Origin of the sequence: Microbulbifer aggregans (assembly GCF_001750105.1) — a bacterium.
In the GTDB taxonomy this organism is placed as follows: Bacteria; Pseudomonadota; Gammaproteobacteria; order Pseudomonadales; family Cellvibrionaceae; genus Microbulbifer; species Microbulbifer aggregans.
In genome coordinates this window covers 1,830,440-1,846,324 of sequence record NZ_CP014143.1, presented here as the reverse complement: position 1 = coordinate 1,846,324, position 15,885 = coordinate 1,830,440, and the positions used below count along the sequence as shown (strand labels likewise).

Sequence of the window (15,885 nt, the reverse complement as noted above, 5' to 3'; positions counted from 1 at the left end):
CTCTATTCTATGAGTACCCAGCCCGTCCGCACCGGGAGAGCTGCCCGCTAAGATTGGTCCACCAGCTGCTGCAACGCCAGTGCGTCGGCCGTAGCCGCCACGTCATGCACTCTGAGTATGCGCGCACCCCGTTGGGCCGCCAGCAGGGCCAGCGCCAGGCTGCCCGGCAGACGCTCGTCCACTTCCCGCCCGAGTAGCCTGCCGATCATGGACTTCCTCGACAGGCCCGCCAGCAGGGGGATGTCTTCAGGTGCCAGCTCCGCCTGGTGACGCAGCAGCTCCAGGTTGTGCTCATCGGTCTTGCCGAATCCGTACCCAGGATCGAACACCACCCGATGTCGCGGAATTCCCGCCTCCTCACAGGCGCGCAGTCGCTCCTGCAGGAAAGCCGAAACCTCGGCAACCACATCGTCGTATTCGGGGTTGGCCTGCATGGTGCCCGGCTGACCCTGCATGTGCATCAGGCATACCGGCAGCCCGCTTGCCGCGGCCGCCTCGAGCGCACCGGGGCGTTGCAGGGCGCGGACATCATTGATCAGGCCCGCACCGGCTTCTGCGGCCGCGTGCATTACCGCCGGAGTGCTGGTATCCACCGAAATGACCACGTCCAGCTCGCCGGCAATCGCCGCCACTACCGGCACCACCCGCTGATACTCCTGCTCTTCGGTCACCGGGGCCGCACCAGGCCGGGTGGACTCACCACCGATATCTATAATGGCTGCGCCCTCGGCAACCATCTGCCGGGCACGATCTACCGCGACACTGAGATCAAGTTCACCCTCGCGATAGTAGCGACCGCCGTCGGAAAAGGAATCCGGGGTCGTGTTGAGCACCGCCATGATCTGCGGGCTCGACAGGTCCAGAACGTGATTGCCACAGGTCAGTTTCATAGCCCCTCAAAAGCAAAAAGCGGAAGGCTGGAAAAGCCGGCTTCTGCCGGCCCTCCAGCCTTCCGCATGTTTCGTGCCGTGCTTAGTGCCCGTTCAGGGGCCCACCAACCGGATTGCCTTCGTCAGACTCACCGGCCTCACCTTCTTTCTCTGCCGCCTCAGGCTTGCCATTGCCGCCAGCACCCACATCCGGATCATGCCAGTCGCGCGGAGGACGCACCTTGCGACGCGCCATCAGGTCGTCCACCTGTTCGGCATCCAGCGTCTCGTATTCCATCAGCGCGTCTTTCATCGCTTCAAGAATGTCACGGTTCTCCTCTAGCAACTTGTGGGCACGGTCGTAGCAGTCATCGATGATACGGCGCACCTCGGTATCGATCTCGTTTGAGGTCTTGCCAGAGATCGGGTTACCCGCACCTGGCTGGCCACTCTCGTCCTCACCGTAGTGCAGCGGACCCAGCTTCTCGGACAGGCCCCACTTGGTCACCATATTGCGGGCGAGCTCTGTTGCCCGCTCGATGTCATTTGATGCACCAGTGGTGACACCATCCACACCCAGGGTCATTTCTTCCGCGATACGACCACCAAACAGGGAACAGAGCTGGGATTCGATTGCCCGCTTGGAAATACTGTACTTGTCCTCTTCCGGCAGGAACTGGGTCACACCCAGCGCGCGGCCACGGGGGATGATGGTGACCTTGTGTACCGGATCGTGCTCGGGCACCAGGCGACCAATAATCGCGTGCCCCGCCTCATGGTAGGCGGTGTTCACCTTTTCCTTCTCGCTCATCACCATGGACTTGCGCTCGGCGCCCATCATGATCTTGTCCCGGGCGCGCTCGAATTCGTCCATGCCGACCATCCGGCGGTTGGCGCGGGCGGCAAACAGGGCCGCCTCGTTGACTAGGTTGGCCAGGTCGGCACCAGAGAAACCGGGGGTGCCGCGGGCGATGGTCTGCGCCGAGACCTTGTCATCCAGCGGCACTTTGCGCATGTGCACTTTGAGGATCTGCTCGCGACCGCGGATATCCGGCAGGCCGACGAAAACCTGACGGTCAAAGCGGCCCGGGCGCAACAGCGCGTGGTCGAGCACATCCGGGCGGTTGGTGGCAGCAATGACGATAACGCCTTCGTTGCCCTCGAAACCGTCCATCTCGACCAGCAGCTGGTTCAGCGTCTGCTCGCGCTCATCGTGTCCACCGCCCACACCGGCACCGCGATGACGGCCAACGGCGTCGATCTCGTCGATGAAGATGATGCAAGGGGCCTGCTTCTTGGCCTGGTCGAACATGTCCCGCACCCGGGAGGCGCCCACACCGACGAACATCTCTACGAAGTCAGAACCGGAAATGGAGAAAAACGGCACCTTGGCCTCGCCGGCGATGGCCTTGGCCAGCAGCGTCTTACCAGTGCCGGGAGGGCCCGCCATCAGTACGCCGCGAGGAATGTTGCCGCCCAGACGCTGGAATTTAGTCGGATCGCGCAGGAACTCCACCAGCTCCTGCACGTCCTCTTTAGCCTCATCCACGCCGGCCACATCGGCAAAGGTGGTCTTGATCTGATCCTCGCCCAACAGGCGCGCCTTACTCTTGCCGAACGCCATGGGGCCGGAACGCCCACCGGCACCGCCCTGCATCTGGCGCATAAAGAACATAAAGACAGCGATGATGATCAGGATCGGGAAGCTGGCCACCAGCAGCTGCTGCCACAGGCTGGCCTCCTCGGGCTCGCGACCGACAAACTGGACATTACTGCGCACCAGCTCGTTGGTGAGCTCGTCATCGATGATCTGCGGCTGAATAGTCTTGAAGCGACTGCCGTCGGCCTTCTCGCCGGTAATGGTGAGGCCGTCCACGACAACACTCTTTACCTGCCCGGACTGCACATCCTGGACAAACTGGGAATAACTGAGGGCCTCATCCCGGGTCTGCGGTTTGAAGTTCTGAAAGACCATCAGCAGCACCGCCGCGATGACCAACCACAGCACCAGATTCTTCGCCATATCGTTCAAAGGGATCACCCTCTTGCCTTATCAATCCTGCCATCCGCCCCCAAAAAAGGGGAAGGGCGAGCGGTTTGCCTCCGCGCAAATCACCCGGAAGCCCGGCCATTGCGGCCGTTTACTGTAACTTGGATGCCTCTGCGGCACATTCGGTTCCGGCACCCCGACACAGAGGCCCATCAACCCGACCATTATAGGTACGGCCGCCAGCCTGCGTGTCTAGCGTCGTGTTGCGAGCAGCTTATACCATCGCTGGCCACCGGGTCACCAGTGGTCCGCCCCCGACCAGCATTCTTAAAACCGGTTTGCAGGTACTGTCGTGAGAATTGCCGGATCGTTAGCCGCCTTTGAACCCTCGCGCCACCACATAGACCTCTCGCGAGCGAGGCCTGGATGCACCGGGCTTTCGGGTCACGACACTGCTGTAGTTCGCACGCAGGTCACGGATGAGCTCGTCGAAACCCTCCCCCTGAAACACCTTGGCCACAAAGCCACCGCCGGGCTTCAGTACCTGACGCGCCATATCCACAGCCAGCTCCACCAGATACATGGAGGCGGGCTGATCGACATCGCGCACTCCACTCATATTTGGGGCCATATCGGAAATCACAAGGTCCGCCCGCTCATCGCCCAAGCGCTCCAGCAACGTATTGAGGACGGACTCCTCGGTGAAGTCACCCTGAACAAAGTCCACTCCGGCGAGAGGATCCATGGGGAGGATGTCTGAAGCCAGCACATGGCCCTTGTGACCCACCAGTTCAGCCGCCACCTGCGACCAGCCACCCGGCGCCGCGCCCAGATCCACCACCGTCATCCCGGGTTTGATCAGGCGATCCTTCTTCTGCAGCTCCTGCAGCTTGTAGCTTGCCCTGGAGCGGTAACCCTCTTTCTGGGACTGCTTGACGTAGGGATCATTGAAATGCTCACGCAGCCAGCGGTGGCTGCTTTTGGATCGGCCCATCAGTTACAATGCGTCCTAATAACACAACAGCTTTCGCGTGAGCGGCCCCGAGCCGCGGCCCGCCCCAATCTAATGGAGGCCCGGTCGCGGCTCGGGGCCGCTCACGCTATGAATATCCACAACGTGGAAACGGAGTATTGTATGCCTTTAACCGCCGACCGCAAAAAAGCTCTGCGCACACTCGGCCACAACCTGAAGCCGGTGGTGACCGTAGCCGGCAAGGGGCTCAGCGAGGGCGTCCTCGAGGAGCTGAACCGCGCCCTCGAGGACCACGAGCTGATCAAGGTTAAATTGATGGTGGCTGACCGGGAGCTCCGCCACCAGATTATCGGCGAGCTATGCGAGAAAAGTGGCGCAGAACTGATTCAAGAGATCGGCAAGATCGCCCTGATCTATCGCGCAGCCCAAAAGCCCAACGCCCGCCTGTCCAACCTGCTGCGCTGACAGCCGACACCTGAGCTCAGCCCTCGCCCCCAGCTTCTGCGGGTGGGGACTCGCGCGCGCATCGGGCCCTTGTCAGGGCCCAGACCGGGCCTTGCGGTAGGCGCTTCAGCCAGCACCCCTCATCCCCCGTCAGCAACTGGAACCGCACCGGCACCGCCAGGCTGCGGCCAGCCAGGGGACGCTGCTGGAGGTCACGGGGCACGTCCTGCTCAATGACGAGGATGCTGGTGGCAGTGAGCACTTCCTCACCCAGAGTGACCTGAATGCCGCCCAGTGCCGCGCTGACCACCTGAGCCAGCTCGGCGCGCACCTCCGAGGTGGCATTCTCCAGCAGCGCCGGTTCCAGCGGGCCGGAAAGAGCCCGGGCACTGCAGGCTGCCAATACCACCAGAGGCAGATAGCCCAGCGTCTTGAACCAGGGCAGACAGGGTACTCGCATCAGCGCTCCCCCCCTCTGTCGAGGATCCGGTTCTCCTGCCAGACAGGCTTCAGAACCCGGGCATCCTTGTCACGGCCTCCGGCAGACAGGGCTCCCCCATCGGCACGGTAGCTGCTGGAACTGGCAAGACTGCCCTGGCAACTGCCGGTTTCGATAAAGCTCAGTGCAGCCGACAACCGCCACTCCGCCGGATCCCCCAGATCGCGACTGAAGTCGTCGGCCACCTGACAGCCAATCACGCCAGCCGGACCACTCCCACCGGGGGTGAAACCCGCCGGGTATTCACCAAACCCCTTGTCATTCCGTCCCTGAAACTGAATAGAGAAGTAAGTGGTGCCGCAATTATCGGTGGGATAAAAACCGTAAGGTTTGCCACAGGTGGTACTACCCACCTGGATTACTTCCAGATCAACACCGCGCAGGCCATTGATGATTGATTCGCTGGCGGAGCAGGTGCTGGCTCCGGTCAACACGAACACCCGCTGCAGGTCGAGTGTCGGCAGAGGCAGTTCACTGGGCAGACTGCTGAAACCGAGTGTCGTGCTGAAAAACGGCATCGGCTGCAGCGGTTCGCCAGTGACAGGATTCACTCCGGAATACTGGTCGTTGAATACCAGCTCCTCGAAAACCCGCCCCGCCGTGGGGACATCGCCGGCGATCATATAAGCCAGCTGACTGGCGATGGCGAGCAGGCCACCACCGTTGTAACGGAGATCCAGAACCAGCTCGTCGATACCGGCTGCAGCGAGTGACTCCACGGCGCCCTTCAGCTCATTCTCCGCGGTAGCGATATGGTCGGTGAACAGCAGATAGCCCACCTGGCGTCCCATCGCCGCATCGATCACCCGTACATTCTGGACCGGGTCCGTGGCGAGGGCGCGAGCGGTGAAGGTCACCGTCTCCCGGGAGCCATCCGCATACTCGAAGGTAAAAGTGTGCTCTTCGCCAACACTGCCTGGGAAAAAAGCGGCGTTCAGGGTATCGACGCTCGCCTGGTCATTGGCCCAGACCACATCGACGCCGTCTACCGTCACCACCTTGGTACCCCGCGGCGGCAATCCGACGGAATTTTCCTGATCCCAGTAGGCTACCGCCACATCCCGCGGTGGCCGCGCCTCGATGATGGCCCACTGAAAACCGTAACCCACGGCCACACCGGACTGGGTCTGGGACTGCCAATCCGACGTGGGTAGCGAAAAATGGAAGTTGTCCTTGGGCGCACCTGTCTCGGTCAGCTCCTCGGTCACCAGCAAGTCGAAATACTCCAGCACTTCGTATTCGGCTGGGTCACGATCCTCGACCTCGTCGTACCAGAGGTAGAGCTCACTGGTCCAGGAGCGGAGCCAGTTCTTTTCGTCCAGGGCTGTGCCGGCGACATCGTCATAGGGGCGCCCGGTGCTGGAGTTGGTACCACTGCGGGGGGACTCACAGCGCGCGGCGAAGGTCTCTGAGGGCTGGAACACACCGGGCTGCCAAGTGGTGCCGGTACTTCCTCCGGAATCGTCGGCAGAAGGGTTCTGGGACGAGGAGCCCCCGCCACCTCCGCCGCCGCAGGCACCGAGAAGGACGGAAAGCGCGAGGATACGCAACGGATGAGAAAGGGAGAGACAATCCCGCATTGGCATGCCCTGAATTTTTATTGGTATGGGAATTACAGGGAGAGAGTAACACTGGCGCCGCCGGTACGCACCGGCGACGCCAGGGAGCAACCCTATGGCGAGAATCAGGTCCGGATCAGGCCACAGCTTCCCGCGCCGAAGGAGACTTGGCACTGTCCCCAAGCTTGGCCAAGACACTCTGGAGACTCTCCTTGGCATCCCCGAACAACATCCGTGCATTCTCTTTGTAGAACAGCGGATTCGCCACGCCGGCATAACCTGAGGCCATAGAGCGCTTCAGCACCACCACCTTGCCCGCCTTCCACACTTCAAGCACCGGCATGCCGGCAATCGGCGACCCGGGTTTTTCCACTGCGTCTGGATTGACCGTGTCATTGGCACCGATCACCAGCACCATATCAGTATCGGGGAAATCGTCATTGATCTCCTCCATCTCCAGCACGATGTCATAGGGCACATTGGCCTCGGCCAGCAGCACATTCATATGCCCGGGCAGGCGCCCCGCCACCGGATGAATTCCAAAGCGCACTGTCTTACCCATCTTGCGCAGCCGATCGGTGAGGTCACTTACCGCCTGCTGAGCGTGGGCTACGGCCATGCCAAAACCGGGCACAATGATAATGCTCCTGGCTTGTTCCAGGTCCGCGGCCAGCTCATCAAAATTCGTGGCCACTGCCTCGCCTTCCATCTCGCCCTCGGCCACTTCACCACCGTCGGAACCAAAGCCACCGAGAATCACACTGATGAAGGAGCGGTTCATGCCGCGACACATGATGTAACTGAGGATGGCACCGGAGGAGCCCACCAGCGCACCGACAACGATCAGCAGATCATTGCTGAGCATGAAGCCTGTCGCCGCCGCTGCCCAGCCCGAATAGCTGTTCAGCATGGAAATCACCACCGGCATGTCCGCGCCACCGATGGCTGCTATAAGATGGATCCCCAGAAGCAGCGCGATGGATGTCATCACCAGCAGGTTGATGACAGTACCGGCGCTCAGGTCGGCTGGAACAAACAAAGTGCCGAGCACAATACAGGCAATGATTGCGATCAGGTTGAGCCAGTGCCGGGCGGGCAACATGAGCGGCTTACCGGAAATCAGCCCCTGCAATTTACCGAAGGCGACCAGCGAGCCGGTCAAGGTAATGGCACCGATGAAGATGCCGAGATAAATCTCGGTGTTGTGCACAACATGCTCGGCACCGGTCAGTGAGATGCGCGGATCGAGGAAACCACCCCAACCGATGAGCACTGCCGCCAGGCCAACAAAGCTGTGCAGCAATGCCACCATCTGCGGCATCTGGGTCATGGCCACGCGCCGCGCCAGATACAGGCCGATGACTGCGCCGGTCACCATCGCGATGGCAACCATCCAGTAGGCGCCAGCAGTAATGCCGGCAATGGTGGCCGTAATAGCCACTGCCATGCCGACCATTCCGTAGACGTTGCCACGACGGGCAGTCTCGTGACTGGAAAGACCACCCAGACTCAGGATAAACATCACCGCCGAGAAAAGGTAAGCCATTGCTATCATTCCGTTCATCGCTTTTCTCCTGTTACCGGCGGAACATCTTTAACATGCGGTAGGTCACGAAGAACCCACCGAAAATATTGATACTGGCGACCAATACCGCCACAAACGCCAATAGTGTCACCAGTGCGGAACCCGTTGCACCAACCTGTAACAGGGCGCCGACAATCACGATGCCGGAAATTGCATTGGTGACACTCATCAGTGGCGTATGCAGGGCGTGGGTAACATTCCAGATCACCTGCCAGCCAACAAATATTGCCAGTACGAAAACCGTAAAGTGTGCGACGAAATCCGGCGGAGCCACGCGCCCCAGCCACAACGTCAGACCACCCGCAATCAGCCAGAACGCCGCAATTGAGAGCGCTGACTTTTTCTTCGACGGCACCTCCTCTTTGGCTTCCGGTTCCACTGTTTGCTTGGGGGCCGGTTTCGGCTGGGCAGAGATTTTCGGTGCGGGCGGAGGCCAGGTAATTTCATCACCCCGCACGACCGTCGCTCCACGGATTACTTCATCGTCAAAATTGATGACGATATTGCCGTCTTTCTCCGGGGTCAGGTCAGTCAGCAGATGCGTCAGGTTTGTGGCATAGAGGGTCGAGGATTGGGTCGCTGCTCGACTCGGCAGATTGGTGTAGCCGATAATGGTCACTCCGCTCTCTGCCACCTTCTGATCGGCCACGGTGTAATCGCAGTTGCCGCCCATCTCCGCTGCCAGGTCAACGACTACGGAGCCCTCTTTCATGCTGTCCACCATATCGGCCAGCCAGAGCTTTGGCGCAGGCTTTCCAGGAATCAGGGCAGTTGTGATCACAATGTCCACGTCTTTGGCCTGTTCACGGAACAGGGCCATTTCTGCCTCAATGAATTCCTTGGACATTTCCTTGGCGTAACCGCCGCTACCGGAGCCCTCTTCCTCGATCTCTACCGTCAGGAATTCGGCCCCCATCGATTCAACCTGCTCACGGACCTCCGCCCGGGTATCGAATGCTCGAACGATGGCCCCCATGCTTTTGGCCGTGCCGATGGCGGAAAGACCGGCCACACCAGCACCGATAACGAGCACCTTGGCAGGGGGAATTTTACCGGCAGCCGTAATCTGTCCGGTAAAAAAGCGCCCGAAATTATGCGCGGCCTCAATGACTGCTCGGTAGCCAGCAATATTCGCCATGGAACTGAGCGCGTCCATTTTTTGCGCACGGGAAATTCGGGGAATAGACTCCACTGCAAGTGCATTAATTTTCCTGTCCGCCAGCTTTTTCAGCAAAGCTTCATTTTGCGCCGGCTTCAAAAAGGCAATCAGGGTCGCGCCTTCAGGAATCAGAGCGAGCTCCTCATCGTTTGGAGACTGCACTTTCAGCACTACCCCTGCGCCTTTCAGACAATGTGCAGCGTCTTTACAAGTTTCTGCACCAGCCTCCACGTAGGCCTCATCGGGAAAGCTCGCCGCTTCACCCGCACCTCGCTCCACCCGGACCGAAAACCCCAGACCCTGTAAGCGGCGGACACTCTCCGGCGTCGCCGCTACCCGGCCCTCACCGGCAGCAGTCTCTTTTGGAATCGCTATGATCACCGCAACACTCCCTCTCTGCTTTCTATTGTTATGCTGCTTACCCGGCCACGATAGACATGGGTAGGGATGCCCCCACTCCAGGCAATATCAGCGTTTAAACGCTTGGCATCTTTTGAGTCTATCCCCAGCTCTTATTGATTAAAAGTAAATAACCGCATACTTGGTATAAACATATCTAATAAAGGTTTTCGCGCCATTCTCTTCATTAGCGACCCGACATGACAAAAAATTCGCTTCGGCTTGTCCGAACCAGTCATCACCGACAAGACCAACGCTGGCCTCTGAAAAGCAGCTTCCTTCATTACAGAGAATTCGGGATGTGATAGGTTTCCCCGGCAGGTCGCCATTAAACTGCCCCGCGTAGCCAGGAGCTATCTTTGAACCCCATCATTTCCGTCTCAAACCTCACCAAAACCTATCAAGGTGGCTTTACCGCGCTCCGAGAGGTCAACCTTGATATTCACCCGGGTGAAATCTTTGCCCTGCTCGGTCCCAATGGGGCCGGCAAGACCACTTTAATCAGCATCATCTGCGGCATCGTCAACGCCTCTTCCGGACTGGTAAAAGCCGATGGTCATGATGTTGTGCGGGACTATCGCGCGGCGCGGGAGAAAATCGGACTGGTACCTCAGGAACTCTGCACAGATTCCTTTGAAAGCGTCCTGGCAACGGTCGAGTTCAGTCGAGGCCTGTTCGGCAAACCGCCCAATCCCGCTTACCTGGAGCAGCTGCTGCGACAACTCTCGCTATGGGAGAAGAAAGACAGTCGCATCATGGCACTGTCCGGCGGCATGAAACGGCGACTCATGATTGCCAAGGCACTCTCTCACGAGCCAAAAATTCTGTTCCTCGATGAGCCCACGGCCGGGGTCGATGTGGAATTGCGCCAGGATATGTGGGCCATGGTCAGGGAGTTACGCGAGTCGGGCGTCACGGTAATCCTGACCACCCACTACATCGAAGAAGCCGAGGAGATGGCCGACCGTGTGGGGGTCATCAACCATGGTCAACTCATTCTGGTTGAAGACAAAGAGACGCTGATCAAGAGAATGGGTAGCAAGGAGTTGCTGCTGCAACTACTGGAGCCCCTCGAATGCTTACCTGAAACGCTCGCCGATCTGCCGCTTGAGATCCGCGCTGACGGACACCAGCTCGTCTACCGGTTTGATATACAGGAAGGCGATACTGGAATCACCAATCTGTTGCGAAGACTCGATAAGGCCGCTATCGATTTCCGTGATCTTCAGACTCGCGAGAGCTCCCTCGAGGATATCTTTGTGGATCTGGTAAGAGACGCGAGACAGCAAAGCGACAGCAAAACCGGACAAGGAGAAACCGCTTGAACTGGTACGGAATCCGCGCCATTTATAAATTCGAGATGGCTCGCACCTGGCGCACTCTGATGCAGAGCATTGCCTCTCCAGTGCTCTCTACATCCCTCTACTTCATCGTCTTTGGTGCCGCAATCGGTTCCAGGATGGGAGAAATCGAGGGAATTTCCTACGGCGCATTCATTATTCCCGGGCTGATCATGCTGTCACTTCTCAGTGAAAGTATTTCCAATGCGTCATTTGGAATCTTCTTTCCGAAATTTTCCGGGACAATCTATGAAGTGCTCTCGGCACCAGTATCAGCTTTTGAAGTTGTTGCTGGCTATGTGGGAGCGGCAGCAACAAAGTCCTTGCTACTGGGACTTCTAATCCTGCTCACTGCTCGCTTTTTCGTCGACTATCAAATACTGCACCCATTCTGGATGCTGGGGTTTCTGGTGCTCACCGCTGTCACTTTCAGCATGTTCGGCTTCATCATCGGCATCTGGGCCGATGACTTCCAGAAGTTACAGGTGATTCCACTAATGGTGGTCACGCCGCTGACTTTTCTGGGGGGAGCGTTTTACTCCATCAACATGCTGCCGGAGTTCTGGCAAAAGGTGACCTTGTTTAACCCGGTCGTCTACCTGATCAGCGGCTTCCGCTGGTCTTTCTATGGCATCGCCGACGTGAATATCGGAGTGAGCCTGGCGATGATTTTCCTTTTCCTGCTGCTGTGCCTGACGGGAATCTGGTGGATCTTCCGAACCGGCTACCGCCTCAAAAGCTGAGCAGGTACAAAAAACGGGGGCTTTGCCCCCGTTTTCTCTTTACTGCTGTGTCGTCAGTGAGTCATAGACAATACCCGTCCATAGATCCGGCTTCATAAAGCCCTGTCCGTACTGGGCATCGTATTCCCGGGTTGGATTGGCGGCAATCACCTGCTCTTTCGTCAACCCTTCATCGATCAGCAGCTGGATTTTGTCCCGCAGGCTTACCAGCAGATCACGCTGCTCGGTGAGCTCTGCCTTGTTGCTGAGGGGACCATGTCCGGGAATGATGGCGGTCTCGTCGTCAGCCATCCCCAGCACCCGGTTCATTACCGCCACTAGACCATCAACGCTACCGCCAGAGGAGAGGTCGATGAACGGGTAGCTGCCGTTGAAGAAAGTATCGCCCATATGAATCACGTTGGCGTTCTTAAAAAGAACGACAGAATCCCCATCCGTATGGGCGGGCCCGGTGTATTGCACACGCACGGTATCGCCATTCCAGTGGAACGTGGTTGCATCGGTAAACGTGATCACCGGCAACGCCGCCGGCGCGGAGGGCGGCACCGTGCGATTGAAGGTCTTCATAAACTGCTCGGTGCTCATCCGCTCCCGTACATTCTCATGTGCAACCACCAGCGCATCGGCTTTACCCAGATTTTCGTTACCGCCGGTATGGTCACCATGCCAGTGGGTATTGATCACAAATCGCAGGGGCTGATCAGTGATCGCCGCTACCGCGGTGCGGATCTTCTGCGTCAGCGGCGCGTACTGGTCATCCACCATAAAAACCCCGTCCTCACCAGTGAATACAGCAATATTGCCGCCGGCCCCCTGCAACATGAACAGGTTGTCGCGCACAGGCTCAGCCTTGATCTCCACTTTGGCAAATCGATCCTCGGCGGCTGCCGACATGGCTAACAGGCAGCACAGCCATGCAGCTCTACGAAGGTGCTTATTCATCGTCACTCCTATTGATGCTCTGATTGTTATCGGTGTCGGAGTCAGCTGGCGCGGTGCCAGTGGGCAGCGCGCGATCACGGACTGATTTCAGGCGGTCGCTGCGATTGGTCACGATGCCATCCACACCAAGGCGGAGATAGTGCTCCATGGCCTCGACCGCATCCACGGTCCAAACCGACACGTGTATGCCTATACGGTGGGCGGCATTGATCAGACGTGGGGAAAATACCGGGATCCCATAATAGCGGGTCGGCAGCTGCATGGTCTGGTAGGCCGGACTCAACCAGCGCTCCAGCCGGAATAGCTGAGCGATAAAGAACAACAGGGCTTCGGGCAGGGTGGCTCCGGTCGCCACCTCCGGACAGAGTGCGCGGAATTTGCGAATCACCCCCAAATGAAAGGAGGAAACCACCAGACTTGATTCCTTGCCGGCACGGCGGACACTGCGCGCCAGCGCCGCGGCAGCTTCCGGGTCCCGATCCTTGAGCTCGAGGATCATTGGCGCATCCGGGAAAGCGTCGAAGGTCTCATCGATGGTGGCAATGCGAACCGGGGCCTCGCGATAGGGGTAGGTCTCGCCATCGTGCGTCCAGTGGCAAGCCATATTGAGCTGGCGCAGCTCCGCCAGTGTCCTATCGCGAATCGGCCCGCTGCCATCACTGACGCGGTCCAGGATCGGGTCGTGATTGAGGACCAGATATCCGTCTGCAGTGAGATTGAGATCAATCTCCAGGGCGTCTGCCCCCAGATCGACCATCTCGTGGAGGTAGAGCAACGTATTGCCGGGATAGAGCCCCTGGCCACGCTCATCACCGTGGGCAATAACCAATGGTGGGCGCGGCAGCCGTAGATCTGACGGCGGCGCCGGCCTGGCAACGGCGAAACGCCACAACGCCAAGGCCACCAAAGCGAGCAATATCAGCCAGATCATGCTTTAGCGGCCACCCTCCTCATCATCGTTACATTGCAACCGTTCAACCGCCGGAGCCGGCACCTTCCGTGTGACCCTCAGGCGCCACCCGGCGCCGGGAAACCAGTTTATGCTCCAGCCACAGCGGCAGGAAAATCACGATGTCATAAATACGCACGAGAATCGCACCACCGCGCAGAACCAGCGCTCCCAGCACTCGCAGAGCCACGGAAATAACGCGAAGCAGCAGCACGCTGCAAAGCCCGATCACCGTTCGCAGTGAATTCACGAAGCTCTCAAGCGGTACGGCGCTGAACGCCAGCGCCAACGGCAACACAAGGGCCAGCCCTGCGCGGATAGCAGCGGCAGCCCAACCCGTCATGGTTACGGCCTCAACCTCGGTAGCCGCTGGCGACAGACCGCCGCTGGACGCCAGGGCTGCACCCACCATTCCGAGAGCACCTAGCAGGCCGAGCAGCAGCCAGAACAAACGGGCCCGCACGCCGTCGGCCAGCGAGCCGATCGCCGGGAAGAGCCGGGTTATCCGCAAGGTATCCAGGATGAACACCCCCAGAGCCAGCTGCAGCGCCACCAACACCGTCGCGGCGGAGACTGCCATGGGGAAGCCGCTGGATTCTGCAACCAGTATTGCCTCCAGCGGTGTCGACAGGAGATGGACATTGAGGACGGCGGCTCCGCCGGCGACCAGCAACATCAGGGACGAAATCAGGAACTGAGCCATCGCCGAGAAGGTAAGACGGCGGCTCTCGCGTTCACCAGCCTGTAGCAACCCCTCATAGCGCTCCATATGGCGATCCACGGTCTGCGCGCGCTGGATAACCGACTCCACATTCCGGTTCACCCGCCCGAGGGAGGTGAGAATGCTGCGCCAACCGGGCATCATGCGTTTCAGCAGCTGATGGCGCTCGCGTGCCGACTCGCGGTACGCCTCCAGCGCCTTGGCCTCGGCCTTGCGCATGGAGCTGTGAATGATCTCCAGCACATCCCGAACCACCGGATCCTCCTTGGCGGGAATCTCGGCGACCGCCCGGATGGCCTTGGGCCAGTTAGTGGGCTCCGGCGGCACTTCAGCACTGCGCACATAATCTTCATCGACTGCGGTCAACTGCTCGCACAGCCGCCGATGGAGCGCGGGGTAGCGGGAGAGCTCGCGCTTGACGGTAGCCTCGACTCGAGTGAACTCGCGGTCAATCTGCCACTCCACCCCGTCCCGGGCACGCGCGAGAAGCACCTCGTTGTTACGCTGCTGCAGCCGCTGCTCCGTGGAGGAAATCGCACTGGCCGCCAGGCGCAATACCTGGTGGATAAACCGGGATAACGCCAGTATGCCCTGGTGCACCGGCCCCCGAGCAGCAAAAAGGGCGAGCAGCGCCAGCAGAAACCACAGCCAGAGCGGCAGGCTTTCGAAGAGTCCGTTCACCGGCTTGCCTCCTGATTGATTGAGATGCCCCAATCCTAACAGCACTGGCGGCGACATTCGCCCCCTGTTTATCCCGAAGCGACGGCCATTCAGCGCCCCCTGGCGGGCCTGGGGGACGGGGCCGCCAGATCAAAAAGACTGACGTGCAATCTCGCCTATCCATCAGTAAACACCAACTACACTCCACACTAAATTCTCAGCACTGAGGCATTTTTGCGCAGTGTTTTCGACGAAAACTGGTAATTCGTTCTCAAGTGTCGGGGGAGAGCGGCCATTAGCAAAAACATTGTTGCTTTTTCCAGCTCGCGAAACTCCGGGGATAAGTGAAGTACTGAGCAGCGATGGATCGAGCCCGACGGAGATGGATCAAAAGGAACAAGCCCATGCCGGTTCTCTTTTTCAGTCACCCCGGCCTGCAGGGTGAATTGCTCTATACACTGGTCTCGGAAGCGCTTCCCATGAATTGGGAAAAGGCAGAGCTCGGAAAACAGCGCCACTGCCTACACCACTACAGCGCCATCGTGGTCGATTGCTGGCAGATGCTATCCAGTGGCGACACTTCGCGGATCATTGGCCAGCTCCAGTCCCTGGATCACCCGCTGATCTTACTGATCAACTTCCCAATGGAGCTTCCCGGCCGTACTGCCAGCCAGCTGCGATCACCCAACATCCATTTCATCTCGGATGCCTCCTGCAGCCAACAGACACTGCTGAGAAACCTGCGCCAGGCACTGGGAAGCCGTGAGGGAGCGCGCCGGGCCAATCTGCGGAACCGCCTTTTGCTGACCCGCAGGGAGCAGGAAATCCTTCACCAGCTCACCACCGGCGACGCCAACAGCACTATCGCCTCACGTCTGCATTTGAGCGAGCACACGGTAAAAAACCATATGTACAACATCTTCAAGAAGATCGGCGTTAAGAACCGGGTGCAGGCGAGCAACTGGGCCAAGCTGCACCTGGAACCAGAGAATCCATGACGCGGTGAGTGCCGCTATTGCTGCTGTTGACCTCACTGCCCGGGACCAGGGGGAG

General features: G+C 59.2%; 14 protein-coding genes. 4 read left to right on the top strand and 10 right to left on the bottom strand.

From position 1 onward, the window contains the following. Positions 1–47: 47 nt before the first annotated feature. The 3 genes from folP to rlmE all read right to left on the bottom strand — a co-directional run bounded on the left by folP (position 48) and on the right by rlmE (position 3,853). A complete protein-coding gene (folP, locus tag AUP74_RS08075; RefSeq protein ID WP_069947133.1) occupies positions 48–890 on the bottom strand; it encodes a dihydropteroate synthase in 843 nt (280 codons plus the stop codon). An 82-nt stretch (positions 891–972) separates the two neighbouring features. After that, complete coding sequence (gene ftsH / locus AUP74_RS08070) at positions 973–2,892, bottom strand: ATP-dependent zinc metalloprotease FtsH (protein ID WP_069947132.1); 1,920 nt, start codon at positions 2,890–2,892, stop codon at positions 973–975. A gap of 337 nt (positions 2,893–3,229) precedes the next feature. Beyond that, complete coding sequence (gene rlmE / locus AUP74_RS08065; RefSeq protein WP_069947131.1) at positions 3,230–3,853, bottom strand: 23S rRNA (uridine(2552)-2'-O)-methyltransferase RlmE; 624 nt, start codon at positions 3,851–3,853, stop codon at positions 3,230–3,232. Between the two features lie 141 nt (positions 3,854–3,994). Between rlmE and AUP74_RS08060 the strand changes: the two genes are divergently transcribed. Beyond that, complete coding sequence (locus AUP74_RS08060; protein ID WP_069947130.1) at positions 3,995–4,297, top strand: YhbY family RNA-binding protein; 303 nt, start codon at positions 3,995–3,997, stop codon at positions 4,295–4,297. A gap of 16 nt (positions 4,298–4,313) precedes the next feature. Here AUP74_RS08060 and AUP74_RS08055 read toward each other — a convergent pair whose 3' ends face one another. The 4 genes from AUP74_RS08055 to AUP74_RS08040 all read right to left on the bottom strand — a co-directional run bounded on the left by AUP74_RS08055 (position 4,314) and on the right by AUP74_RS08040 (position 9,459). After that, a complete protein-coding gene (locus tag AUP74_RS08055) occupies positions 4,314–4,736 on the bottom strand; it encodes a hypothetical protein (RefSeq protein ID WP_069947129.1) in 423 nt (140 codons plus the stop codon). Continuing rightward, the gene (locus AUP74_RS08050) at positions 4,736–6,355 is read right to left on the bottom strand and encodes a S41 family peptidase (protein WP_069947128.1); all 1,620 of its coding nucleotides are present in this window, start codon (positions 6,353–6,355) and stop codon (positions 4,736–4,738) included. Before AUP74_RS08050 ends, AUP74_RS08055 begins: the two co-directional genes overlap by 1 nt. A gap of 115 nt (positions 6,356–6,470) precedes the next feature. Next, entirely contained in the window at positions 6,471–7,898 is a 1,428-nt protein-coding gene (gene pntB, locus AUP74_RS08045) for a Re/Si-specific NAD(P)(+) transhydrogenase subunit beta (protein ID WP_069947127.1), read from the bottom strand. Between the two features lie 13 nt (positions 7,899–7,911). Continuing rightward, positions 7,912–9,459, bottom strand: a complete 1,548-nt coding sequence (locus AUP74_RS08040; protein WP_069947126.1) for a Re/Si-specific NAD(P)(+) transhydrogenase subunit alpha — start codon at positions 9,457–9,459, stop codon at positions 7,912–7,914. Between the two features lie 377 nt (positions 9,460–9,836). Here AUP74_RS08040 and AUP74_RS08035 point away from each other — a divergent pair, with 377 nt between their 5' ends. Both AUP74_RS08035 and AUP74_RS08030 read left to right on the top strand, forming a co-directional pair. Beyond that, positions 9,837–10,802 (top strand): ABC transporter ATP-binding protein, encoded by a 966-nt coding sequence (locus AUP74_RS08035; protein WP_069947125.1) that lies wholly within the window; start codon positions 9,837–9,839, stop codon positions 10,800–10,802. Next, entirely contained in the window at positions 10,799–11,560 is a 762-nt protein-coding gene (locus AUP74_RS08030) for an ABC transporter permease (protein WP_069947124.1), read from the top strand. Before AUP74_RS08035 ends, AUP74_RS08030 begins: the two co-directional genes overlap by 4 nt. Before the next feature lie 39 nt (positions 11,561–11,599). On the opposite strand, the gene AUP74_RS08025 is transcribed toward AUP74_RS08030, so the two are convergent. Genes AUP74_RS08025 through AUP74_RS08015 form a run of 3 tightly spaced genes read right to left on the bottom strand, consistent with a single transcriptional unit; the run spans position 11,600 to position 14,853 of the window. Further along, entirely contained in the window at positions 11,600–12,502 is a 903-nt protein-coding gene (locus tag AUP74_RS08025; RefSeq protein ID WP_069947123.1) for an MBL fold metallo-hydrolase, read from the bottom strand. Next, complete coding sequence (locus tag AUP74_RS08020; protein ID WP_069947122.1) at positions 12,495–13,433, bottom strand: glycerophosphodiester phosphodiesterase family protein; 939 nt, start codon at positions 13,431–13,433, stop codon at positions 12,495–12,497. The genes AUP74_RS08025 and AUP74_RS08020 overlap by 8 nt, the downstream gene beginning before the upstream one ends. 43 nt (positions 13,434–13,476) lie before the next feature. Next, on the bottom strand, positions 13,477–14,853 hold the full coding sequence (locus tag AUP74_RS08015) for a hypothetical protein (RefSeq protein ID WP_069947121.1): 1,377 nt from the start codon (positions 14,851–14,853) through the stop codon (positions 13,477–13,479). 383 nt (positions 14,854–15,236) lie between these two features. On the opposite strand from AUP74_RS08015, the gene AUP74_RS08010 reads away from it, so the two are divergent. Then, a complete protein-coding gene (locus AUP74_RS08010) occupies positions 15,237–15,830 on the top strand; it encodes a helix-turn-helix transcriptional regulator (protein ID WP_069947120.1) in 594 nt (197 codons plus the stop codon). Positions 15,831–15,885 lie beyond the last annotated feature (55 nt).

Coding starts and splice junctions, on each gene's coding strand:
- AUP74_RS08055 (WP_069947129.1), bottom strand. CDS start 4,736: ATGCGAGTACCCTGTCTGCCCTGGTTCAAGACGCTGGGCTATCTGCCT.
- folP (WP_069947133.1), bottom strand. CDS start 890: ATGAAACTGACCTGTGGCAATCACGTTCTGGACCTGTCGAGCCCGCAG.
- ftsH (WP_069947132.1), bottom strand. CDS start 2,892: ATGGCGAAGAATCTGGTGCTGTGGTTGGTCATCGCGGCGGTGCTGCTG.
- AUP74_RS08010 (WP_069947120.1), top strand. CDS start 15,237: ATGCCGGTTCTCTTTTTCAGTCACCCCGGCCTGCAGGGTGAATTGCTC.
- rlmE (WP_069947131.1), bottom strand. CDS start 3,853: ATGGGCCGATCCAAAAGCAGCCACCGCTGGCTGCGTGAGCATTTCAAT.
- AUP74_RS08025 (WP_069947123.1), bottom strand. CDS start 12,502: ATGAATAAGCACCTTCGTAGAGCTGCATGGCTGTGCTGCCTGTTAGCC.
- AUP74_RS08050 (WP_069947128.1), bottom strand. CDS start 6,355: ATGCGGGATTGTCTCTCCCTTTCTCATCCGTTGCGTATCCTCGCGCTT.
- AUP74_RS08060 (WP_069947130.1), top strand. CDS start 3,995: ATGCCTTTAACCGCCGACCGCAAAAAAGCTCTGCGCACACTCGGCCAC.
- pntB (WP_069947127.1), bottom strand. CDS start 7,898: ATGAACGGAATGATAGCAATGGCTTACCTTTTCTCGGCGGTGATGTTT.
- AUP74_RS08020 (WP_069947122.1), bottom strand. CDS start 13,433: ATGATCTGGCTGATATTGCTCGCTTTGGTGGCCTTGGCGTTGTGGCGT.